At 45.7% G+C, this 23,211-nt stretch carries 20 protein-coding genes and 2 pseudogenes; 8 read left to right on the forward strand and 14 right to left on the reverse strand.

Annotation, left to right across the window (positions count from 1 at the left end):
* Positions 1 to 5: 5 nt before the first annotated feature.
* The 3 genes and pseudogenes from OHJ17_RS07080 to OHJ17_RS07090 all read right to left on the reverse strand — a co-directional run.
* Positions 6 to 887: a hypothetical protein gene (locus tag OHJ17_RS07080; RefSeq protein WP_004149226.1), complete on the reverse strand. Its 882-nt coding sequence runs from the start codon at positions 885 to 887 to the stop codon at positions 6 to 8.
* 367 nt (positions 888 to 1,254) lie between these two features.
* The gene (locus OHJ17_RS07085) at positions 1,255 to 1,737 is read right to left on the reverse strand and encodes a WbuC family cupin fold metalloprotein (protein WP_002913367.1); all 483 of its coding nucleotides are present in this window, start codon (positions 1,735 to 1,737) and stop codon (positions 1,255 to 1,257) included.
* A 144-nt stretch (positions 1,738 to 1,881) separates the two neighbouring features.
* A pseudogene (locus OHJ17_RS07090) lies at positions 1,882 to 2,304 on the reverse strand (transposase); the annotation flags it as partial.
* Between the two features lie 825 nt (positions 2,305 to 3,129).
* On the opposite strand from OHJ17_RS07090, the gene OHJ17_RS07095 reads away from it, so the two are divergent.
* Positions 3,130 to 3,732 (forward strand): hypothetical protein, encoded by a 603-nt coding sequence (locus tag OHJ17_RS07095; protein WP_123677151.1) that lies wholly within the window; start codon positions 3,130 to 3,132, stop codon positions 3,730 to 3,732.
* Positions 3,733 to 4,047: 315 nt separating this feature from the next.
* Here OHJ17_RS07095 and OHJ17_RS07100 read toward each other — a convergent pair whose 3' ends face one another.
* The 9 genes from OHJ17_RS07100 to OHJ17_RS07140 all read right to left on the reverse strand — a co-directional run bounded on the left by OHJ17_RS07100 (position 4,048) and on the right by OHJ17_RS07140 (position 12,991).
* A complete protein-coding gene (locus tag OHJ17_RS07100) occupies positions 4,048 to 5,316 on the reverse strand; it encodes an ATP-grasp domain-containing protein (RefSeq protein ID WP_032433405.1) in 1,269 nt (422 codons plus the stop codon).
* Between the two features lie 91 nt (positions 5,317 to 5,407).
* On the reverse strand, positions 5,408 to 6,004 hold the full coding sequence (locus tag OHJ17_RS07105) for a LysE family translocator (protein ID WP_123677150.1): 597 nt from the start codon (positions 6,002 to 6,004) through the stop codon (positions 5,408 to 5,410).
* Complete coding sequence (locus OHJ17_RS07110) at positions 5,997 to 7,208, reverse strand: MFS transporter (protein ID WP_071557786.1); 1,212 nt, start codon at positions 7,206 to 7,208, stop codon at positions 5,997 to 5,999. The genes OHJ17_RS07105 and OHJ17_RS07110 overlap by 8 nt, the downstream gene beginning before the upstream one ends.
* 27 nt (positions 7,209 to 7,235) lie before the next feature.
* Positions 7,236 to 7,979, reverse strand: coding sequence for an SDR family NAD(P)-dependent oxidoreductase (locus OHJ17_RS07115; protein ID WP_032433401.1), 744 nt, complete (start codon positions 7,977 to 7,979; stop codon positions 7,236 to 7,238).
* Positions 7,954 to 8,856 carry a DapH/DapD/GlmU-related protein gene (locus OHJ17_RS07120; RefSeq protein ID WP_032433399.1) on the reverse strand — a complete coding sequence of 301 codons (903 nt, stop codon included), beginning with the start codon at positions 8,854 to 8,856 and terminating at the stop codon, positions 7,954 to 7,956. Before OHJ17_RS07120 ends, OHJ17_RS07115 begins: the two co-directional genes overlap by 26 nt.
* Positions 8,853 to 9,818 (reverse strand): phytanoyl-CoA dioxygenase family protein, encoded by a 966-nt coding sequence (locus OHJ17_RS07125; protein WP_038435033.1) that lies wholly within the window; start codon positions 9,816 to 9,818, stop codon positions 8,853 to 8,855. Before OHJ17_RS07125 ends, OHJ17_RS07120 begins: the two co-directional genes overlap by 4 nt.
* A gap of 17 nt (positions 9,819 to 9,835) precedes the next feature.
* On the reverse strand, positions 9,836 to 11,005 hold the full coding sequence (locus OHJ17_RS07130) for an NAD/NADP octopine/nopaline dehydrogenase family protein (protein WP_077255457.1): 1,170 nt from the start codon (positions 11,003 to 11,005) through the stop codon (positions 9,836 to 9,838).
* A gap of 23 nt (positions 11,006 to 11,028) precedes the next feature.
* A complete protein-coding gene (locus tag OHJ17_RS07135; protein WP_040175435.1) occupies positions 11,029 to 11,949 on the reverse strand; it encodes a Fe(II)-2OG oxygenase family protein in 921 nt (306 codons plus the stop codon).
* A gap of 739 nt (positions 11,950 to 12,688) precedes the next feature.
* A complete protein-coding gene (locus OHJ17_RS07140) occupies positions 12,689 to 12,991 on the reverse strand; it encodes a hypothetical protein (protein ID WP_032433392.1) in 303 nt (100 codons plus the stop codon).
* Positions 12,992 to 13,515: 524 nt separating this feature from the next.
* Between OHJ17_RS07140 and pifC the strand changes: the two are divergent.
* Positions 13,516 to 14,603, forward strand: a pseudogene (gene pifC, locus OHJ17_RS07145) (transcriptional repressor PifC).
* A 2-nt stretch (positions 14,604 to 14,605) separates the two neighbouring features.
* Positions 14,606 to 16,846, forward strand: coding sequence for a KAP family P-loop NTPase fold protein (locus tag OHJ17_RS07150; RefSeq protein WP_045326788.1), 2,241 nt, complete (start codon positions 14,606 to 14,608; stop codon positions 16,844 to 16,846).
* Positions 16,847 to 17,373: 527 nt separating this feature from the next.
* Here OHJ17_RS07150 and OHJ17_RS07155 read toward each other — a convergent pair.
* On the reverse strand, positions 17,374 to 18,189 hold the full coding sequence (locus tag OHJ17_RS07155; protein ID WP_032433388.1) for a hypothetical protein: 816 nt from the start codon (positions 18,187 to 18,189) through the stop codon (positions 17,374 to 17,376).
* Positions 18,190 to 18,493: 304 nt separating this feature from the next.
* Here OHJ17_RS07155 and vapB point away from each other — a divergent pair, with 304 nt between their 5' ends.
* The 3 genes from vapB to OHJ17_RS07170 all read left to right on the forward strand — a co-directional run bounded on the left by vapB (position 18,494) and on the right by OHJ17_RS07170 (position 20,273).
* Positions 18,494 to 18,724, forward strand: a complete 231-nt coding sequence (gene vapB, locus OHJ17_RS07160) for a type II toxin-antitoxin system VapB family antitoxin (RefSeq protein ID WP_001261276.1) — start codon at positions 18,494 to 18,496, stop codon at positions 18,722 to 18,724.
* Positions 18,721 to 19,137: a type II toxin-antitoxin system VapC family toxin gene (locus OHJ17_RS07165; RefSeq protein WP_032433387.1), complete on the forward strand. Its 417-nt coding sequence runs from the start codon at positions 18,721 to 18,723 to the stop codon at positions 19,135 to 19,137. The genes vapB and OHJ17_RS07165 overlap by 4 nt, the downstream gene beginning before the upstream one ends.
* Positions 19,138 to 19,292: 155 nt before the next feature.
* Complete coding sequence (locus tag OHJ17_RS07170; RefSeq protein ID WP_032433385.1) at positions 19,293 to 20,273, forward strand: hypothetical protein; 981 nt, start codon at positions 19,293 to 19,295, stop codon at positions 20,271 to 20,273.
* Between the two features lie 194 nt (positions 20,274 to 20,467).
* On the opposite strand, the gene OHJ17_RS07175 is transcribed toward OHJ17_RS07170, so the two are convergent.
* On the reverse strand, positions 20,468 to 22,039 hold the full coding sequence (locus OHJ17_RS07175; protein ID WP_032433383.1) for an AAA family ATPase: 1,572 nt from the start codon (positions 22,037 to 22,039) through the stop codon (positions 20,468 to 20,470).
* Between the two features lie 318 nt (positions 22,040 to 22,357).
* On the opposite strand from OHJ17_RS07175, the gene OHJ17_RS07180 reads away from it, so the two are divergent.
* Positions 22,358 to 22,606, forward strand: coding sequence for a hypothetical protein (locus OHJ17_RS07180; RefSeq protein WP_032433382.1), 249 nt, complete (start codon positions 22,358 to 22,360; stop codon positions 22,604 to 22,606).
* A 58-nt stretch (positions 22,607 to 22,664) separates the two neighbouring features.
* Positions 22,665 to 23,183: a hypothetical protein gene (locus tag OHJ17_RS07185; protein WP_045326794.1), complete on the forward strand. Its 519-nt coding sequence runs from the start codon at positions 22,665 to 22,667 to the stop codon at positions 23,181 to 23,183.
* Positions 23,184 to 23,211 lie beyond the last annotated feature (28 nt).

The raw sequence follows: 23,211 nt of genomic DNA on the forward strand, positions 1-23,211 counted from the left end.
CTGCGTTACTCGCCGGCGAACTGCGACTCACGGCTGGCTTCGCTGCCGATATCGCCTTCATCGGGCTGGGCATTCTCTATAAGCATGCCTTCTTCCTTAAGCCTTTCCAGCACGTGATGAAAGAGCTGAGTCTTGTCTGGCTCAGCCATATTCTGCAACTTCTCATTAAATACAGTATGGGACTGAACAAGATAATGGATAAATTCCAGCAATACCTCACTTTGCGGCAGGACGGTTAATTCCTGCTGGATGTAACGGGTTTGATCCAGTAGCGGATTTTTCGTCACGTCCATAGGCCGGGCGCTAATACTGTGGGCATATATTTTCTCAATGGCCTGGCTGGTGATATAGATGCGGTTCAATGATATCGAGGGGCGTTCGTCTTCCTCTGGAATGAAATGACAATAAACAAATGGTTTATCCGGCAGCATCATGCTGAGGCGGTTTTCGAAAAGAATATCATCTGGCGCCTCCAGCAGCGCCATTAGGTTCCGACAGTGTGGATGCCAGAGTCCTGAAGCAAATACCTTTACGTTGAACTGGGTTACCGTATTTCCGCGCAGGGTTTCCATCGTCGGAATATCGCCTTCAAGCCGCAGAATGCTGCGGATATGGGAGTGATGCGACCAGACTGTTTCTCCTGCCTCGACTGAGGTAAATGGATTAAACGCGCTGGTTACCTCTTTTTCCTGATGGGAGAGGACGGCGATTTTTAATATTCCCGGCGTTGGGTTAAGCTTAAGACATAGATTGATTGCGCCTATATCATGCCAGTGAAGAATGTCTTCCAGTTCGCAGTTTAATAATTTTTGCGCCCGCGCCAGAGAGCAATACTCCATTGGCGGTAAATTATTTAGCTTCCAGATATTCCGTTCTGTAATATTCATAAGAATTGTATGTCGATGAAAAAATAAATCGCCATGGTGAGCAAAAGCATCAATGACAATGATTTATTTTTTCTGCTGACTTCCTTTACCTGATTAACAAAATCCATTCACATTGAGAATAATATATCGATAAATTGGCTGTTTTTATTGTTTTGCTGCCGCATATTTACTCTTTCCCGTTATCTTATCATCTCTTATTCGTAGAGAAAAATAGTTTGCTGAATATAAGCGTTACTTCCTGTTTAGCAGCAATATTTAAGGTGAGTATGAGCGGAGCACGAAAAAAGGGACGGTCAATTTGGCAAACTTTGTGGTCGGCAGGAAGTATCAAACAGACGCCTGCGGCGCCTGTCGAAGCTACCTGTAGTTATTGCGGCATAGACAGGAAGCGGTCACCCGGTTGCGCGATGGCATACCAGGCCATCATTTCGGCAGTGCCTGGCTGGCCTTCAGCAGGCGCCCAGGCCATAGTGTCCATTTCGGCAAGCGGTTGATAAGCACCTTGCTTAACTTCAAAAACCATCCCGCCAGCGTCGAGTGAGAGCACCGTATGCCAGGTACCGGCTTCCATTTCCAGCGCCGTGCAGGTTTCACCCAGCACCACCCGGCGGGTAACCACGCCGTGGTCATCAAAATTCAGTACCACAAATCGGCCTTTCAGCGGCAGTAAAAGTTCGAAGGTATGTCTGTGCCGGTGGGGGCGGATATAGGTGCCGGGTTCCATGGCGATGGCCAGACGCTGTATCGGGTCGCTTAGTTCGGGATGAAAATTGCGATGGGCACGCAGGCGCGGAGCACTGGCTGCCGCTTCGCTCTGCTGCTGCATATCGCTGAGGGTGATCTGTTTCATATCAACGCCTGGCTCCTGTATCGTCCAGAGAAGGTTGTAAAAGGTCGCGGCTAGTGACTGAAAAAGTCAGAAGGTATTGTACGCAGAAATGCGCGTTGCTGTCGGTTTATTGTGTGCGTGATTGACAAGAAGGACTCAGGGCTGACGCCACCGGGATGACTGTGACGCCGGGCCCGGGTTGTGCAGCCACGCACAGAACCCGGCCCGGGCGATATTCAGTACCCATCACATCACACCCATACAGTGCGGTGTTCATTGATAAAGCGGTACTTCAGTCGGGCTCCCTTGCAAAGCACCGCGCGGTCTTTTTCAGCATATCCCGTTCTTCTTCGGCGCGTTTTAGCAGCGCCCGTAGTTTCAGGAACTCGTTTTGACTTTCAGTAAATCCCGGGCATGCTGTTCGCTGTTATCGGGTTAAATAGCCCGTAACCACTAATAGAGACTATGTGCGGAAACGCCCAGACGGTTAGGTGCTTCGGCAACAGAATAACCGCGTTTCGTTGTCTGGCGGACGGCTTCTTCCTTAAATTCAGGTGTAAATGTGGTGTGCCCATACGCTCCTCCCATACGCAAACTATAGGGCAGGATCGTCTACCGTGGTGCAGTCCAGTGACATCCATGATACTGATCACACTAAGCGTGACGCCTTGCAAAAGGCAATTGCTTATACCGCTAAGGTGGATACAGCTGTACGGCTGAGTTTGCTCCAGAGAGCACGTAAATACAGGCGCGGTGAATGCCTTTTACAAACAGGGAAAAAACGAGGGAGGCCAAGACATAACGTATTGTTGTGAGCGTTCAGATCTTTGAAGTCATTGGTAGGGTATGGAGTAACGGTGCATTAGAGGAACATGAAAATAGTCTGAACACCCTGAAACACCAGATCTTTGGCCAGACTGACTTAGAGTTACTTAGGCAACGGATAATGAGTTCTTTGGCTTGAAAGTTTACTCTAAGGTTGCAGAAAACCCTCTTTCACATAGCTAATGACTGACGGGGCCTGTCATCATAATAAATCGCAGCGCGGGGATCCTTTTGTTTGCTTAACCCGCATTATTGCGGATAAAACAAAACTCGTAGAGGATCTTTCTGGCGCCAGATCCTGCGCAAAGCCAGACATGGCAAGGGCTGCAGGCCATCTGAGCATTTTTGGGAGAAATGGGGTTATGCCAGGACAGACAGCTATGTTGAAACTGGCATAAATGAAGACGAGAAACGGCTACCTTCCAGATGCGATCGGCAGGTATGATCTTTAACATGTTCCATCTGTGGTTGAGATTGGTGGATATGACTTGCAGCGTAGAATTAATCAGAATTTAATCATTTGTTAAATATGAATATTATAGATTATTATACAGTTATATGGTCCGATATCTAAGTGAGATAATTAAAATGGAGCAATCTTCAGTAGAATTAATAAAATTAACAACGCCATTTTTTCAAATAATAGTAACAGTAATACTAATTCCTCTTATAAAAAAAGGATATGAATCGCGAAGAACATTTTTTTCTCTTCCTCTACAGAAAAAAATGGACGCTATAGCCTATTTAAAAAGACACCAATCGTCAGATAGTAGATTAGAAAAAGCCAAACATAAGATCATCATGGGAGGATATCGATTATTTAATGATGTGGAATTATCAACGGGAATTATTGAATTTTACTGTGAGAATGAGGAAAAAAACGCCAGGTTTTGTAAAGCAGTCCTTAGTGAGAGATCTTATATTACTTTTGAGAATGGTGTAATTAAAGCAAGTAAGAAGAAATATCATATAAATTTTATGATATATATTATAACAGCGTTACTGTTTGTTAATTATCATTATGTTGATTCTACAACGGTCATTTACAACGCCCAACTTCCGGCTGAGCCTTTTATTATATTAGCTATAATTTTGTATAGCTACCTGTCATTGCTGGTGTTATATAGATACTTATGCATTCAGTTAAATAAGAAAAGATTTTGTAATTTCCTTCGACAGGGTTATAGGTAAAAATACAATTTATAAATTAAAATCATGGTGTTAAATTTTAGTATGTGGATTTATAATTAAATAATAAAAAGAGATTGCGCAGAGTGATGTGAATGATGGACTTCCATACAGTTTCAGAACTAAGCTTATAGCAGGTGACTATGGTATGTACGAATTACACAGAAAATTGAAAAAGTAAAGGATTGAGACCGAAAGTAATTCTGCAAAAACATAAAGATAAAAGCATTATCTATATACACCCCACATGACAAAAATAGTAATTTGTCATGTGAGGTGTATTCACTTTACAATTAGATAAATATTTAAGATAAATGTTTATATTAAAGGCTTTTTAACTTCCACGCCTGAAGAACTTTCAACAAACTGAATCAGCTCATGGAGTACATTCCAGATCTCTTCCTGCCGCGCTGAAACAATAGTCCATCCCAGAATCTCACCTTTTTGCAAGGTATCACCAGGTTTCTTCATAAATTCAAAAGATTGAATATAACTTGCGAGATTTTGTGGTAACGCTCTGGATGTACCGTCCAGTACTTTACCGTATTGTTCCGCTTTAAAGAAAAACGAAACCGCTTTTTGCCCCTGGTAAACGGACTCTGCTTTTGGTTCAGCACGTTGAGAAATATTGATAAGATGTTCAAACATGCTATTACCAGTCGCAAGTTCATAAAGAACCGGAATGGTGCGACCTCCGAGCCTGCCATTAACTTCTACTATTGCAGGGCCGGAATTAGTGTAAATCATTTCGATATGAAAAATACCATTATCGAGTCCTATTTTATCCAGTGCGGATATTGCCAGTTTAAAACATTCCTGCTCCTCCTTATCATTAAGAGAAGAAGGCATAACACTACCCAGTTCAATAACGTTATCACTGGCACAACGAATTCTGCTAGTTACCATAAATGGGTAATAAGAATTACCTATTCTTCCGATCTCAACAGAAACAAGAGGCCCAGTTAAATATTTTTCTACAAGAAAACCACGGTTAAAGAAATCGGTATAGGATGATGGTAACTCATTGATTTCTTCTTCGATATTATTAATAAGTAGGTTAATCTGAGCCCGTTCCTTAATAATGTATGCCAGCCGGCTTGAAGCTGATGTGACAGGTTTGACTATTACCGGCAATTCTACGGACGCCAGAACAGACGGAAGTTTATGATAATCACGTTCATGAATAACCCAAGGGGCATTTTTATCTGTTCCTTCGAGAATCTGGCGTGACAATAACTTATTTTTGGTTGTTTTAACAGCGTTCACACTGCTGAATGGTACATTTATATGCTCGGCTGCACAGGCAGCAGCTTCTAATGAAAAATCATCGATACAAATAAGTGCATCAACCGGTTGACTGTCATTTAAAATACCAACAGCATCTCTGACAATTTCTGGTGTATGTGTATTAGGTAGATCAATAACATTATGAAGACGTCGAAGAACATCGTCCGTTCTGGAGGAGTCCCAGTCCCGTATGTAAGCAAGATTACGAAAGTAGCTGACTTTGTATTTTTCTTTAAGCAATTTATCTAATAACTCAACACCACTGAATTCAGAACTATTGATAACTACAATGTGTTTCATACTTTCCCTCAAATTAGGATAATTGTATTTAGTGATGATTGATATTTAAAATATCTGTAAACATGTACCTTGACATCTGGTGTGAAAATGGTTAAGTCCATGATATTTTTATCACACCCTGATAAAATATATAGACACTGAAACTTATTAATGTCAGAACGGAAAAATATCGAATCGCTATTTTTACTGAATGTCCATCTGTTTCATTCTTTATAAAATTCCCTGAACACAACCAAAAAGCCGATGCTGTAAACAAAACCATGGTAAAACGTATTAAAATCTCAGAGTATAAAAATAAATCATCTGTGATTTTTACAGGGAAAATTATCGTTGCAAAAATGAAAGATTTTGGATTTAGAAAGGTTGTATAAAATATTGTTTTTGAATTAATAATTACCTTTTTTGCATTTTCTATATGTCCCGAAAACCATAGTTTTATCGAAAGAACAAAAAGATACAATGAACATGCAATCTTAGTAATGATATCCACCCACCCATAGGAACTAAAAAACAATCCTGCAGCGATAGACCATAAAGTAATGCTGATGATATAACCAGACCATTCTGATAACATCAAAGATGGGGCTTTATTGAAGCCATTGCTATATCCTGAATTAAAAATCAAAATATTAGTAGGTCCAGGAATGAACAATAACGAAGCACAGGTAAGGAAAAATAAATTATGCATATCTTCTCCAGTCTTTTAAAGCCAGCGCAACGAGAAAAAAACCAGTTATAGCGGCAAAGGCGATGACCATAAATATTGATCCTGAACTGATATTCTCTACAAGCCACCCAGTTGCCGCCGGATTGATAGCAGCTCCCACACCGGTAAGCATCTGTAATGAAAAGAGACTGGCTTTGCTCGTATTTGTCTTTAAAGAATCCAGCATCAAATACTGCACCGGATTAAGGAGAACCTCTCCCAGTGTAAAGAATATCATTCCTGTGACCCACATAGTTAAATGTCCGAAAGATCCTGCGAAGAGCATCACGCCAATAATTAAGCTACAGCTACCAATAAAAGAACTTAAGACAACGTTATCTTTAGATACCCTTGAACCTAATGGGATCTGGAGTAAAATTACAAAAAGCGCATTTGTTACCATCAGCGACGTAATAATTTGGTAGGTGGTTTCCTTGTCAAATATTACAGTAAGCACCTGTGTTATGCTTGATGAAAATCTGCCATAACAAAAAGAATAAATAAATCCAGCAAGAATTATCAAACATAAAGTGTTATTAGAGTGGTTCCGATGATCTGTCTCAACAGGAGCGTACTGAGCATTTTTTGTTAATTGCTTCTCCTCAATTAATCGCACTTTGTATAAAATGAAAAATGAAGCGAGCAAAACACCTATTACTCCTGAGATCCAGAACATTATGCGACCATCGAGTCCAGAGCAAAGGCTCCCTAGTAAAGGCCCAATAACCCATCCAACATTTGTCATGGTGTAATTTATCGAAAATAGCCTTGATTTGTTTATTTTCTCAGCATCAGAAATCACAACTTTAAGTACTACACTGTATAAAGAATATGCTAAATTTAGTAGCGCATAAAAAAATATTATTAAATATTGACTCCTCAATTCAGACATGAAAATGTTACTTGCGCTGAATAGTAGCAGTGCCAGGATAATACACTTTTTGCAGTTCAGTAATTCCATTATTTTTCCACAAAGAGGTGAGAAAAACAGCCCTAAAATTATTCCAGCTGTAATAATATAACCAGTTTCATCTACCCCAAACCCTCTTTGAAAATGTAAAAATACAACAAGAAAAGGTAATGTTATTCCCCTGGCTACAGTCAATATTAACGATGTTAAAAACAGACAGTAGTATGGACGAGTTGGCCCACTGCCTCCAATAATATGAATTAGATTTTTTTTCATTTGCTTTAAGTTAAAATATAATCAGTTTTAATGCTCATCAGGAGACGTTTCGATAACGATTTCCTTGATTCTGACTCTTTCAGGAGAGTTAACAAGCCAGATCATCAACGAGGAAATATCTTCAGGTTGAAGTATTGAGTTGCTTGCTCTCTGGCATCCACCTTCAATAGCCATCGCAGTGTTAATCCATCCCGGACATAATACGGTAAAACGAATTTTATTAAGCGCTGGATCTGACGATAAGGCTGCCATATAGAGCTGTAAACCTGCTTTTGACGCCCCATAAATGCCCTTATCCGCGAAGCCTATTTTTCCCGCTCTTGATGAGAGGCAGATCACCGACGGTGATTCCGCTCTCAATAGGAATGGCAACAAGTCATTTATAACAAAAACAGGCCCAAGCAGATTACTGCTTATTACATTCTGTATTTCTTGTCCTGTTGCCCCTGTGGTTTTATTACAGGTGATCCCTGCTGCAAGTATCAGCAAATCCAAATGGCCAAACTCCGCTATTCGGTCCCGGATACCCCTCACATCTTCAGTAGACTGAATGTCAGCACAGATGGTATGAAGCTTGTTTTTGTAAAGCTCAGTCCTGGCGACGAGCACACCCAGTTTACGGCGATCACGACCAACTGCAATAACCCGAAACCCATTCTGCAGCAAGTCATCAACACTTCTCTGCCCGACTCCCCCCGTCGCACCGATAACCAGTGCGACGCGGTCTGCGGAAGTATTCTGGGTGTCAGTCGTTCTGGTGAAGAACGGCATTAACACCTCCCCATACACTGCTGTCAGTTGTCAGCACTTCAACACTACCAGTCAGGCTGTTACGTCGGAACAGAAGATTATTTTTGCCTGATAAATTACGAGCATAATCGACGGATCCGTCCGGCAGCGTCACTTTCGTCCCTGACGTCACATATAACCCTGCCTCCACAATGCAGGAATCTCCCAGAGAGATCCCTATCCCTGCATTAGCCCCCAGTAATGAGCCTTTACCTATCTGATTTTTCTGTTTACCGCCACCGGACAGGGTTCCCATGATAGAGGCTCCTGCGCCGACGTCACTTCCATCACCGACGGTTACCCCTGGGGTGATCCTCCCCTCTACCATACATTGCCCTAAAGTACCTGCATTAAAGTTGATAAACCCTTCATGCATAACAGTCGTTCCCTGAGAAATGTAGGCTCCCAGACGTACCCGGTCAGCATCGGCAATACGCACACCTGAAGGGACTATGTAGTCAACCATTCTTGGAAATTTATCCACGCTAAATACGGTAAGTTGATGATAATCCTCCGCAATAATATGGCGTAAACGTTGTACATACTCAGGGAATACCGGGCCTGCACTGGTCCAGGCTACATTGGGAAGATGCTGAAAAATGCCTTCCAGATTTATTTCGTTTGGTTTGTATTCACGAGATGAAAGAAGCTGTAAACGAAGATAAGCATCTTCAGTCGACGTGATATCTTTTGAAATATCTGTCTCAATTTCAAATGATTCGCAGCGGATAATTTTGTGCTTGACGGCAAGACAGGAACGCTTATTCATGTCTCCTTTTGGATAATAAGCATCAATTGTCTTACCACTGCTGATATCAATGTATCGATTACCCGTTCTTTTGATGATATACGTAATCATTTTTTTACCTCTGATGTAGTTCTGATAACAGTTCCTTTTTGTATATCAAAGTGATTACCATTACCAGCAATCATCTTGTTAACCAGAACGGAAACATCGCCCCCAGTTTTATCTGAATTCACCTGATTGTAACGAGATTTTACATCAATAAAGCGCATGACAAATGCACGACGTGATAACTGAGGTCCGGGTAAAAATCGATTGCTTTTATGGAAAACATCTTTATCAAATGCAATGGCATCCCCGGGCGCAAGACGGTAACGTACCGATTCACTGTCGAATAAATTACGTGCAAACCCTGAAATATAAAGAGATTCACTGAACAGGTGTGGGATTTTTTCCTGAATAAATGGATAAAGCTCTTTGAATTTTTTTTGTTCCTCAGTTCTGAACCGTGGTCCAAGGACGGTTTTAAATATCGCCGGGATTTTATATTTTCCCTCGGTAAGAGATTTTGTTACTTTTGACTGTAACTTGTAAAACTCATGACCGGAGAATGCCTGTGTGGAAAGAAGACTCATCCCCCCATCCTGCTTTTCCGGATCAACATCATCAAGAGCTATCCAAATAGAGAAGGCTCTGTCTTCAGGATAGATATATTTGAAACTGGTCACACCGATATGCCAGTCGAAACCAACAGAATTGCTGTCCGTTTCAAAAATTATCCCATCAGTGAATACACAATCTTCATAACCAAGTTTTTTAACAAGATCGGCAAACTTTTCTGTGCGTATAAAGGACAGAATTTTTTCATCTTCGATTGCTACATTATATGTATTTCTTTTGAATGAATCGAATGCGCTATTGCTTTTTGTTTGATTATTAATATCACGAAGATATTCTACCATTTCTTTTGAAATTAATTCCCTGACATCTGCAAATCCATGTTCAAGATAATAATTAGCATCCACACTGGTATTTTTACCGAATGATGAGGCTGGTGTGAAATTGTTATTTTTCATAATTAACTCCATTTATGTTAGTTCGAAAGCATGCCGATCAGGTCGGATTTATTTAAATTGAGAGCATTCAGATAGTTATGATAATAATCAAGGCCATCTGTATTCACCTTCAGGGCCTGTAGCATTTGAGTAATCTGGTTGACATAGTCCCGGGTGATCATAAAGTCTTCACCAGAGATTTCGGCAAACCAACTCATCGTTAATAACCCAGGATAGTCCTCCTGAATCATACGGCCTGTTTTAAGTGAGTTGAGTGATTTTTCTGATAATGAACGATAGATACTTTTTGTGCTCTTTGCCATTTCAAAGAAAGTAGGTTGTTGAGGAAGCCCATATTGCTCAGTCAACATAGTGGTAAATAGTCGTGTCTCAGCACCATAAGAACGAGCGAGTGCTACTCGTTCGTGATCAAGTGAATTAATGAGACCGGCATTTTCCTCGTGAACACCATCGCTATAATGAAGGTATTGAGTTCCAGAAGCCGTTTTTGTGAGATTTGTCTTATCCAGAGCAACAGCAAGATGAATAATGTAACCCAGTGGGTCAAACTGCAAGTCCAGAGGTCTTACTCGTTCAAACTGATGTTGATTGTCAGGCACAGATGGCCCGAAAAACAGTTGATTGACACAATCCATTGCTTCATCAGGTTTTTCACTAAGTGTAGCGACTCGAGTGATGTTTTTCCTTTTAAACTCGATGATATTATCAATGCATCTGGTACCGTAAAAACTGTCTTCTACCATCAGCAAATGCAATTTATTCAACCGTGAGCTTTTACGCCATTTGTCCATAAGGACGAGCTGTCCGCCCTGACCTGCGCGAACAAATGCTACAGTCGCTCCTGGATTTACTGGACACGCTTCCAGATATTCAATCAGCACCTTACGTAATAATGGAATATCCGGTACAGTAATAATAATTGCAACGGCACTTTGCATCAGATGTCTGATGTCGTGATTTATTGCATGAACATTTTGAGAAGGGAATACCGTTTCATTGACTTCCCCTGTCATGATATTTTCACATCTGAATGATCTTTTCCCTGAATTTTTCAGAAACAGATGATTTCCGTAGTGCATTAATACCAGATGAGGGTCGAGGTTGGTTTCATTTCTTCTCAGGAACATGTCTACTGCAAGTGTCGAACCCACATGACCGCCACCAATAATAATTACGTTTTCCATCATACAGCCCTGTATGTAATATTGAATTAGTTTCTAATGGATATCATGGTGTTACCAGAAAACGAATCAACGACATTCTGTGACACGACATAGGAACGTAATAAAAGACGCTGGATGTTGTCTGATGTAAAAACATCACGACCATGAACAGCATAATTATTAGGAATGATTAATGCTTCCCCTTTTTGAATGCTGTGTCCATTTTCGCGTCCCACACGAAGCGCCAGCGAAGCTAGTTTCTCCAGTAACTCTTCGGCCTGTTTATACAAGGGCTCGCTCAGGCCTGGTGCCGGTTTTATGTTGGAGAAGTTAAGTTTAATCTTGATTCTTCCATTTATTTCCTTCTCAATTATTTTCATTTTCCTTATTTCTTCATTGGGCCATAATAATTTTCCACCGGCACGCATTTCAAATATTTCACTTTGTAGAATAGAGAGTTCTTCTTTTGTAAAAAATTCCACCAACTGTGCTGATGTAGCCAGTAGGGTTTTAGGTATGTCACCATTCGCTATATGTGGCACCAATACCAGATACTCGGGTCTGCATCTGTCTGATGCAAAGCATAAATCGTTATGCATCGTGAGCAATTCAGAACTGCTGCTCAGCTCTCTGGAGGTCAGGGTAGGACGAATATCTGTGACGTAACTTTGATTATAATCAGAGTATGCAACACATCGGCCGATTGACTCACCTAATGTTAGCAGGAGAATTTTACTTAGTTCTATGTTTTCAAATTCAGGTAGATTGCTGATAAGCAAGGGCTCATGAAAATTGAATTTTTTCACGATTCTACTATTAGTAATTTTATCTTTTATCTCTTTTATTCTGGAAAGATAGCGACTCTGTATTTGACCGGGACATTCGCTATGAATGTCTCTTACCACTGCCGACAGTTCTTCTTTTTCACTTTCATTTAAAGATACAGCTGAATAACTAAAAACATCCATATTGAACTCACGTTTGATTATCTGGGAACACTTAAATTTAAAATGGTTATCGGCATTCTTTTCAAATGGCAAGTTGTAAATAAATATTAATTTTAAAATGGAATAGTCTATGTCAAAAAATAATAAACAAGTAAAGGTGTATGATGAATGTTATTTCTTAGATAGAAATTCTTTAATGTGAGAAAATATTTATTTTTCATATCGCTTTTTTTCTTTTCTCTTGCTTTTCTCTCAATGAATACGTCTGGTAGCAGCACATCAAAAAATTGTCAAAAAAGTTAGTGTTAAGAATAAAATGTAAATAAAATGTAAATCTCAGTGTGATTTTTGTAAACCAATGGCCTTTCTGGCTGTCTTTCGTATGACGCTCGAGAATGATTGCGAAGAGGTTGAAATTTGTCAGGGAAGGGGCCGGCTCATACTTTACTTAAGCTCTTTACCCTGCGGACAATGGGCTGTCCGCACTTCTTTGTGAGTTGCGAGGCGATGGTGAACAAATAGGCAGGAGATAAGCGATGAGCCAGACAGTATGTCTTGATACCGGTGTACGCCAACATGGCAATCAATCATCCTGACTAACTGCCTTCACCAAGGAGTACTGAATAGTTTTCGCGTTCATTACTCGTGCCGAAGAGCAACAGTTGTGTAATCCTGGATGTGGCTCCTTTGTTTCTCAACAAAGGAACAGGACCTGTACAGGGAGTATTAAAGCCCGCCCTGCCATTTACATCCGACCGGATCAGAATCCTTCCTTCATTCGCAGCTGCACTGACTGCCATGTGAGTTCTTCCAGATCGCCCGGAACAATCCTCTCAGGATTGGTGAAGATGGCGCTGGCATCCCCGGTCAGCCACCAGGAGCCTGAGACCAGGATACGTTCAGCCACCGTCAGACCGTCCCAGGTGACAATCAGCCAGGTGTTTACACCGTGATTTTCAGGAGGGCGGAGCCAGAGCTGTTGATGGCCGAGAGCGGTCAGTGCTCGCCAGACTGCTTCAAGAGAAACCGGGATGCGCTCGCTTTCAAAGGAATATGTATTCATACGTAACAGTTATGCTTGGTTATTATTGTGGGTGACATCCCTGATGAAGAACGTCCTCAGCTTACCCTATAGTAATCATTACATGTATTGTAACTAGCAAGCATATAGCCACGACATTAAATTACCGGACGTCCGTTCCGGTTGGATCCTACTTTTCCGTAATAGAGACGTTTCAGGAAGTGTACCACGGTCACGGAACAAGCAAAGTGCGCATTTCCGGTGGTGAGCGGGCGGTAACGGGAAAGGGGAGTGCCACAACATATAGGGTCATTACCAGCTGAGAAAACCGCTACATCTTGTGTTTCCGGGCCGCTGCGCGCCGGCGGGGCTGAAGCAGATCCGGAACCACCAGAAATCGGATCTGCGTGGAAATAAGAAGGGGCGATCGTTGCTGTAGCATTACAACCATCACATTCAGTAATTTAAGAAACATCACAAGTTTTATAAAATAAAACATAGGTATATAGCAAATAATTAAATGCTAGGTTAGCAGTAATAACAAAACAAACATGAAAGGAACGATGATGCTCAGCCAGCTTAACCTGCGTTTTCATAAAAAGCTGATCGAGGCGCTGAAAACGCGCGCCGGTCGGGAAAATACTTCGGTCAACGCCCTGGCCGAACGCTTCATCGATGACGGTCTGAAAACGGTCGCGCCCGGCGACGGGTATTTTCAGCTCATTGCCGATCCGGAAGCCACGGTCCGGCAGCTGTACCGGCATATCATTCTTGGCCAGACCTTCGGCACATCAGTGCTCTCCCGCGACGAGCTGCGCTTTATGCTGGTTCACGCCAGGGAAGCCTTCCTGCGCGGGCATAACAGGCTGGCGACCCTCCCGGCCCTGGATACGCTGCTCGACATCACCGGCGACCTGCTGGCCTGGCAGGTGGAACATGACCGTCCGGTGGATGGCCACTACCTGAAGGGGATCTTCCGCCTGGCCGGGGAAAACTGGACGGAAGAATTTGACGCCTTCCGGGCAGAGCTGCGCCCGGTAGTGGATCAGATGTATGCCGAACACCTCCTGCGTCCGCTCGAAAGCGACTGTTTTGCACTGGCGCAGGTGCCGGACGCAGTGCTGGCAGAAATCTTCACCCAGCCGCGGCTGAAAGCCGTTTTCCCGCTGATGCTGCATGGGCTGGCCTGGAACACAGAACAGGCCAGAGCGCTGGCACAGGAGCTGCGTCCGGCTATCCCGGCCGTAACGGAAACCATCGGGGCAGGCACGCTGCGTCTTGAGATCCGCATTGACGGCCAGCACCCCGGAGAACGCCCGGGGGCCTGGTACAACACGCCCCGTTTGCACCTGCTGATCACCGGCCAGGACTTCGTGGTGCCGTACGGCTGGGAAGAGTTCTCCGACTGCTGGGCCTGTTCAGTCTGTACGCCCGACATCCGGAAGCCCTGGCGCACGGTCACCAGGGGGAGCGCGTGATGTTCTCCCCGCCCGGAAATGTCACGCCGGAGGGTTTCTTCGGGATAGACGGCCTGCGGATTTTTTTGCCGGCGGACGATTTTGAGACGCTGGTTCAGGAATTGGTTACACGCTGCGGCGACGATGTTCTGACCGATGTCCTGAACGGTCTGCGTGGCCTGTATGGGGATCTGTGACCATGACACAAACACCGGAAGTAAAACCGCAGGGAAAACACCTTGATCGCGCCGTTATCAGCAAGGACGAAGACCGCTATGGATACTCGCACATTGCCACCGAATTAGCCCATGCTATTCAGGGTATCGGCCGTAAGGGCAGTGCCGTCATTGGTATTGAAGGTGCCTGGGGGACGGGGAAAACCAGCCTCCTGAATCTGCTGCGCGCGGCGCTGGAGAAACAGAAAGAAGACCGGACTTATGTACTGAGCATTTCCCCGTGGCTTGATGGCAGTGATACGTCTCTGGTGGCGTCTTTACTGCTTCCCGTCGCCGGCATTATTGCGACAGAAGAAGAACGCCTACTTCCTGCCGGTGAACTGGCGGAACTCAAAAAGAAAGAGGCGCTGACCCGTACCGCCCGGACGCTGATGGACTATACCCGGGCCACCGCACGGAACCTGTCACCTCTTGCTAAGTTTGCCGCGATTATCCCCGGGATCCCCGACGCCAGCGGTGCCCTGACCGCTCTGTCGGAATCGCGCTGGCTAAAAGAAAAAGAAAAAACCACGACACAAATGCGCGCCGAAATCTCAGAGAAAATCGCGGAGTTGGATCTGAGCTTCATTGTCATGCTGGACGATCTCGATCGCCTCGAACCAGCACAGGCCGTTGAAGTGATCCGGCTGGTAAAATCGGTCGCGGATTTTCCCCGTTTCCGTTACCTGCTCTGTTATGACAAAGCGGTCCTGTCAGAGGCCATCCGCCAGGGACTTGGTGTGACCGATGGCAGCCTGTATTTACAAAAAATTGTGCAAATTTCATTCGGGCTTCCACGTCCGGAATCCTTTGTACTACGTCGGGAATTCCGCGATGCGGCGGCGGAGTTATACCGCATGGTAAATGACCGGCCACCGGAGGCTGACGTTATGGAAGACCTGACGAGGGTGGCGGATATCTATGGCGGCGCGCTGAAAACTCCAAGAGAGGTGCAGATCGTTTTGAACGCGCTGAGGTTCCGCTACGCCGGTATGCGAGACTACGTGTATTTCCCGGATCTGTGCTTCCTGCTGCTGCTTCGCACCACAAACCCGGGGCTGTATGACTGGGTGGAGGAATACCTGTCTGAACGGGCCGTGGTGGAATCCGGAGATGGACATATCAGTGATAAGGAAATGGAGGTTCTGACAAAGAGTCTGAACGCTCATCTGATGAGGTATTTTCCTGCCAGGGCTTATTCTGCATCGGAACTGAGCGAATGGGTTCCGGGGATTTCCGGTGGACTGGCGCAACTGCCGGTCAGTCTTTTTAACCGAACCGCAGAGGGGGACAGTGCCATGTTGACCGCGGGAAAACGGCTGGGTAGCCTGCCATACTGGCGCTACTACTTCGCCTTCTCTGCCCCTCAGAATGTCCTGGAGCCAAAGATTTTTGAGGAACTCTTTGCGCTCGCCCGCCAGCCTGAACAGCAACAGGCACTTGCGAAACAGCTGCTTGGATATATCCAAAGCAAGAACTTATCCACCCGGACCTGGTTTGAACATATTCTGGCCCAGATGACGAAGCCCCTGATTGAGAGCAGAACGTCGGAAGAATGTTGCGGCCTGCTTCAGTTCTTCTTTGACACCGGCGATAGCATGCTGGAACGCTATCGGGAGAATAACGAGTGGTTTGTCCTGCATGACCTGGATACCTACAGCGTGACTGATCGGCTCATCACGCGGATGTTCCGGGAAAACGCAGACCACACAGCAGAATTCCTGTCTGAAAAGGTCAAAAACGGGCAGGCCTGGTACTGGATCGCGGAATATGTTCGTCACCTTCTGTGGCAGCATGGCATGGCCGGAAACAGAGAAAAACACGAGCTGCAGCCGTGGCTGCCGTTGGAAATATTAGGGGCAGTACAAGAGGCCCTGGCTGAAAGGCTGAACGGCGACGAAGTCACCGACCGGCTGGTAGATTTTCCACTTATGAATTCATACGTCTGGGCCTGGCGTGATATCAGTGGGAATGAAGCCGTACGCAAATGGGTCGACACTCAAACCCAGGACGATGAAGCGTTTCTGAAACTGCTTTTGCAACTGCGCTATCATGGCGTCAGTTCAGTCGCTGGTCGTTACCGCGCCCTGGCACTGTCAAATATGACGGAAATTCTGGGGGATGTTGACGCGATCACTGGACGAATCACCCGCATCAAAGAAGCTGGTCATTGCACAGAACTCGTTGCTCAGATCGAGCAATCAATCGAGAGAAACCGTTTTTAAACCAGCTCTCATCTGGCTGCCGCAAAGGCCCCGCAGGGCCTTTTTGTCATGGTCAGCAGATTAACGTGGTGCGCTGACCATAACTAATTCATCATGAGAATGAGATCTGCCCGGCAGGCGCAGACGACTATCAAGAAAAACAGGTGCGCTAAGCATTACCGGACCGATAGCTACGGCACAGATACCGGAAAACCGTGGCGACTGGACCGCTAACGGCTAGCATGTGCATATCCAGCAGCGCTGTGCAGGATCTCACCTCAAGGCGAGAACTGTCAAAGGCCATCTCCCCTAACCTGCAATACCAGGCTTCATAGATTCGTCTGTACAGGATATTGTCGGTCCTGATCCAGCATTTGAGCGCCGCCTCAGTTTCTGCTGCGACATGACCCGGGTCGTCAAAAGTATTCATCATATTATCTCCCTCGCGCGGACAATCCGCCGTCCAGATATACGATCACGACCTGGCTGCAGCACAGAAAAATCCGGGTTAATGCCAGATAAAAGATGACCATCAGATAAAATGGTCCTTACCAGACTAATGTAACCCCTTGTTCTCTCAAACGTTGTCTGACACGTTTGACATATCCTTCATCCATCATTTCGTCGGGAAGCCGATCGCAAAGAATATTACTCAGGGTGGCGATCGCACTATCAGATAATCTGAAATCCTTCTTGAGCCCATACCTTGAACCGTCAGAAATGTTATGCAGCCGGCCAAAAAAATCCTTAAAAAAATCCGTTAACGATGCACGCCGTGCAGAAACAATCGTTGCAGTCGCCTCGTCCAGGATCTGTACTTCGGTATCTTCACCACCCAGTACCTGCAGCAGGTCGGCAATATCTGGCCAGTATTTCAGATCAAATCCGTTCAGTTCCTCAAGTCGTGGTTGAATATAGCTTCGGTATAAACTATTTTCACGGCCTGCCTCATCAAGGAAATCTGTCAGACGCAGCAGCCTGTCTATGGTGAAACTTCCGCTTCGGTTAAGTATGTCGCTTCTGCGCCGCAGCATCGCTTCCAGCCGCAAAGCCGTGCGGGGGATGTCCTCACTCAGGGATTGAAGCTCGCTGTAGTCCGCGCGTAAGCCTGCATGATTATCGGCCGTTGCAAATGTTCCTGCAAAAATACACTGTTCCAGAAGGATCCAGAGTCGACCTTCAATGACATGCAGTTCCTGCAGTTCGGCATAGACCGGTTTCATTTTATCGTGACGGGCTATCAGTCTCTCAAACACAGGCCACGTTGAACGCCAGGCTATATCCGGGCCATCACGCCAGTCATGGAGTTTTTCTTTCAGTATCTGAAGTGCCTGTGCAGCAACTTCATTTGGTCGAACAGTCATAGTGATGCTCACAGTTTGAACAGGTCAGATTTCATTATTAACCGAAAGATTGATCGTGTCGGTACCTGTAGGCAGGTTATCAGCAAACTTCAAGGTACCTGTTACTCCCGGCTTTGGTGGTATTCGGATCTGCGGTGGAGAAATGAGAAAACAGGATAGGTACAGCATATCCATATGCCACGCATCTGCATAGGCCAGACATACGCATATGTAAGTCATCTGCATATGTGACACCTATACAAACCAATCCAGCAGGCATATACTGCACATATGCACTCATACATGATCAGCCGGAGGAACATCCATGCGCACAGTTTCGATATTTAAAAACGGCAATAACCGCGCCATCCGTCTGCCCCGGGACCTGGATTTTGACGGCGTCAGCGAGCTGGAGATCGTCCGGGAAGGGGACAGCATCATTCTGCGTCCCGTCCGGCCGACCTGGGGCTCGTTCGCGCAGCTGGACAGGGCCGATCCGGACTTTATGGCGGAACGTGAGGATGTGGTCAGCGATGAAGGACGCTTTGAGCCATGAAGAAAACCTGGATGCTCGACACTAACATCTGCTCGTTCATTATGCGCGAGCAGCCGGCAGCGGTGCTGAAGCGCCTGGAGCAGGCGGTGCTGCGCGGTGATCGCATCGTGGTCTCGGCCGTGACGTATGCCGAGATGCGCTTCGGCGCCACCGGCCCGAAGGCCTCGCCGCGCCATATTCAGCTGGTCGACGCGTTCTGCGCGCGCCTCGATGCCATCCTGCCCTGGGACCGGGCCGCGGTGGACGCCACGACCGACATCCGGGTGGCGCTGCACCTCGCCGGGACGCCGATCGGCCCGAACGACACGGCCATTGCCGGCCACGCCATCGCGGCGGGCGCCGTCCTGGTGACGAACAATGTGAGAGAGTTTGCGCGGGTGCCTGGACTGACACTGGAAGACTGGGTTATTTAGTAGCAAATAGACTGTTACAAGATATGCCTGCTGATTAACTACCTCGGGCATTTTTTGTGAATTAATGGTAATGAGTAGTGTATAGCTGTTAGTGATCCGAGAAAACGGAGCCTGCAATGTATTCTGTATAACTAAACAGAGGGAGATTATTACACATGAAATTTAAAGACAGAAATCTCAGGGCTCTCGCGGAATGTATCATCGGAGATAATAAGGCATTTCTGTATCGCTCAAGCAGCCGTATCACTGAGTTTTTCCAGGACTGCGACATGGAAGTTGTGCATGATGGATCAACACGGTGGGCATGGACAGCTATGAGGCTGGAAGAGCTTCTAAATGAGCCGCAGCCCAAAGCCCACTCTTTACCGGAAAGGTTTGTTCATGTGCTCAGGTGTCTAATGTTAAAAGAGGATGCCATGGATGACGATCCCGGGAGATTAAAAGCCCTTGAAGAACTGAATAAGCCATTGTTGCGGGAGGGCTATGAAGCCTTCTATGGAGAAGATAACCTGCTGTATATCCGTCACAATGGCACCAAAACAGTATCAATAAGCAATAATCCTCATCGGCCCCTCACGCCTCACGAAATAAAACGAAGGACATTACTGACAACGTTTCTTGATACCTGCTCTGAAGATGAATTGATAGAGGAGGTACTCCTTCCTTTATTCCGGCAGCTCGGCTTCCACCGGATAACAGCAGCAGGACATAAGGATAAAGCGCTGGAATATGGAAAAGACATCTGGATGAAGTTTATTCTACCAACACAGCATGTTCTTTATTTCGGTATACAGGCAAAAAAAGGCAAGCTGGATGCGTCCGGCGTCAGTAAATCCACAAATTCAAATGTGGCTGAAATTCACAATCAGGTTCTGATGATGCTTGGTCATGAAATATTTGACCCGGAGACAAACAGAAAGGTGCTGGTCGATCATGCCTTTATCGTTGCTGGCGGAGAGATTACTAAACAGGCGAGAAACTGGCTGGGTGGCAAACTTGATGCCAGCAAAAGAAGCCAGATCATGTTTATGGACCGGGAAGACATCCTTAATTTATATATCGTAAGTAATCTTCCTTTACCTAATGCTGCGCTTGACTCTGATGAAGCTGCGTGGGGCGACGATATTCCTTTCTAATCCTTAGCGCGTCCTTTCAAAAAATAATTATCAGCTGACTGAGCGTTTGAGACGCTGGGCAGGGGATTTACAGTAACACCCTGAGCGGGCTGCGCTGCCTGTTCGGGGATATCTGCATGGTGCGTTTATTATACTGTAAAATGTGCTGAATTCGTTTGGCCGCTGGGTAACAGATTTGCTGCCCTGCCTTACCCTCATTCGAGTTCACTAGCTCGTTCAATGATCTCTTGACGTACAGCTGAAATATAGTTATCCCATGCTGTTGAGTATTTGCTGATATAGCTCAGAATGGTATGTTCGATGTTGTGTTTCCGTGCTAGGTTATTCAGTCTGTCGTAATAATCATGCCAGTCAGCTAATCCATTAATTGACATCGAAAACTGCCTTAGTTTGGCATACTCAGCGGCCTCATCCGCCGATACTGTTGCCGGATCGATAGCTTCGAACCAGCATTTATGGTTAAACTCCGGAGCACCTTTTTGATGAACCGTCTGAAGAGTAAATTCAAAGAGTCTGCCCAACACGTCACGTCGTTGCTGTTTTATCACCCTGTCCGTTCCTGTCAGACACTTCTGAATGATTTTAAGTTTTTCCTGAATCGTACGGTGCACATCGCCGTCAAGAACGCACATCACCTTTCCAATATCGCGGTCAGAAAGCAGAAGTCCCGCAAGCACAACAGCAGAGTTTTCTGCAGCACCAAAGAGCTGAACGTCCACCTTATCTGTCAGAGCCTCCCGCTCCAGAAGGACATTGATAGCCGTACGCGCCAGTTCATCTTCAACGAAAACACTTACCATTTCAGGCGGAACATCAGTCAACTGACGTAACGCATCAGCAGATACACCGGGAAATGCCCTAATCCCTGTACCCATATTAAAAATACTAACAATATTGATCGCTCGCTTGAACTGAACGACAGATTCCCTGTGAGTCGAAAAAACAATTTCCAGCAGCGACTCATCCGCTATGTCGATGAGCTCAGTGACCAACTTTTTGAAGGCTTTCTCATGGAGGAGAACATCGAGTTCGTCAATTAGAAGCAATCCATTTGGCATTATAGAGGGGTCATGTGCAGCTTTAAGCACTTCAAATACACGTTTCTCACCGGCTCCCATGGTGTGCTCAGTATAGGAGATACCATTTTTGGTAAATTTATAGAATGTGTAGCCCTTTTGGGTAGTACAGACCATCAAATCGGAGTAATTAGCCTCAAGAATCCGACACATAGAATCAAGTATTTTTTGTTTGAGGGGGGCAGGGCCGAAATCATGGCTAACGTACTTTGCATGTCGGGACGCAGCGAGATCATCAGATAAAGTGCCGAGTGTCTGAAGTCCCAGGTATAGGGATTCCTTGACCGGTCGACGTGCATAAACTGGCTGCCAGCGGGCGACTTTGGAATAAAGCTGTGTGAAGGTGTCATCCGGTGCTGGCGTAGGCTCGAAAATTATTCTATTCCCCTGATTATTCAGGGTTCCTACATAAAAATAGGCAGTAAAACCACTGTCACGCCAGTTGTTATCATCATGAGGAGTAAAAAAATCAGAGAATCGGTTATTTTCTTTCGAAGTAACAGTACGGGGTTTGTAACAGCAGGCAAGGGCGTGGATGATCGTTGACTTCCCAGATCCATTCATCCCCATAATAGCTGTAACTTTCTTATCTGCAGGAAAGTTGATGATACAGTTTGATATCCCTTTCAGGCTCTGAATCTGTATTTCCTTCAAGCGTAATTGTGCTGGAATGTTTTGCCTGGCAGCCATTCTGAACGGTTCCTTCATATGTTAAAAGTCGGATTAATCTCAAGTACATTACCTCAATTCAGGCAAAAAGTCTGGCATCTAAAACTGATATTTCGACATGGAGGAACTGCCAGGTCTGGCTTAGCCAGAAATCGGATCTGCGCGGCGGAAAACCGGTAAGTGATATGATAATTAAGTCAGTCTCACAAAATCATACTTAATATTATATTTCTCATTAATCATATAATAATATCTGATATGATGTTTAAATACCATGTAACAAATCATTTGCGATATGATTTTTAACCTAAACGGACATGTTCAGACGGAGCGCGAAGGATGGATGAGAAAGAAGTGAATTTTTCACTCAGTTATGAGCAGCTGTTGCAGGAAGCCGAAGAGTCGATACAGAAATGTGAGCTCAGCAAGGATGGCCCTTACTACCCTCAGGAGCTGAGTAAAGCAACGGACTTCCTGCAATTCTGGCACAGGCTTGCGAATCGTGACTATTCAGGCGTGGGAAATGATGAGCGCATTGAGGCCGACTGGCAGCGCCAGCACGCTCTCGTCTTTAAAAGAGAGGAATGACATCGTGACAACGGTGAACCACCCCAGGTCGTCACCGCTGCAGCGGCGGGTACTGATTGTGCTGGCCGCCCTCGATGCGAAACGTCCGGGGCCGGTGGCGACGCGGGATATCGAGCGGGTGCTGGAGCAGGGCGGGGACGCCCCGGTGTACGGGCCGAACCTGCGCGCCTCCTGCCGGCGCATGGAAGCCGCGGGCTGGCTGCGCACGCTGCGCGCCCCGAACCTGCAGCTGGCCGTCGAGCTGACGGAGGACGGTCGCTGCATTGCAGAACCGCTCTTCCAGGCAGAACGCGAGGCTGAAACGGCACGACAACGACTGGCAGACGTCCGGCGTCTACCGTTACGCCAGACGGCTGCCGGTGACGCGGTGGAACTGCAGCTGGGTGATGGTCATTACTCCCTGCGGGAAGCGGCCTACGTGATCCGTCTGGACGGTACCACCTGTTTGCAGCTGACGGATGCCGGCGGAATACGCCGGATAAAAGAGGGCGATCCCCTGCAGGTGGCCAGCTGGTATCAGACCTGTTTTGATGCAGGCCTGCCGGTCATCGTCCAGGTGAATGAGAGCCGGGACTGATCGCCACCACACAAGGAATATGAGCATA

Source organism: Klebsiella sp. KP20-425-1 (genome assembly GCF_025813515.1).
GTDB lineage: Bacteria > Pseudomonadota > Gammaproteobacteria > Enterobacterales > Enterobacteriaceae > Klebsiella > Klebsiella pneumoniae.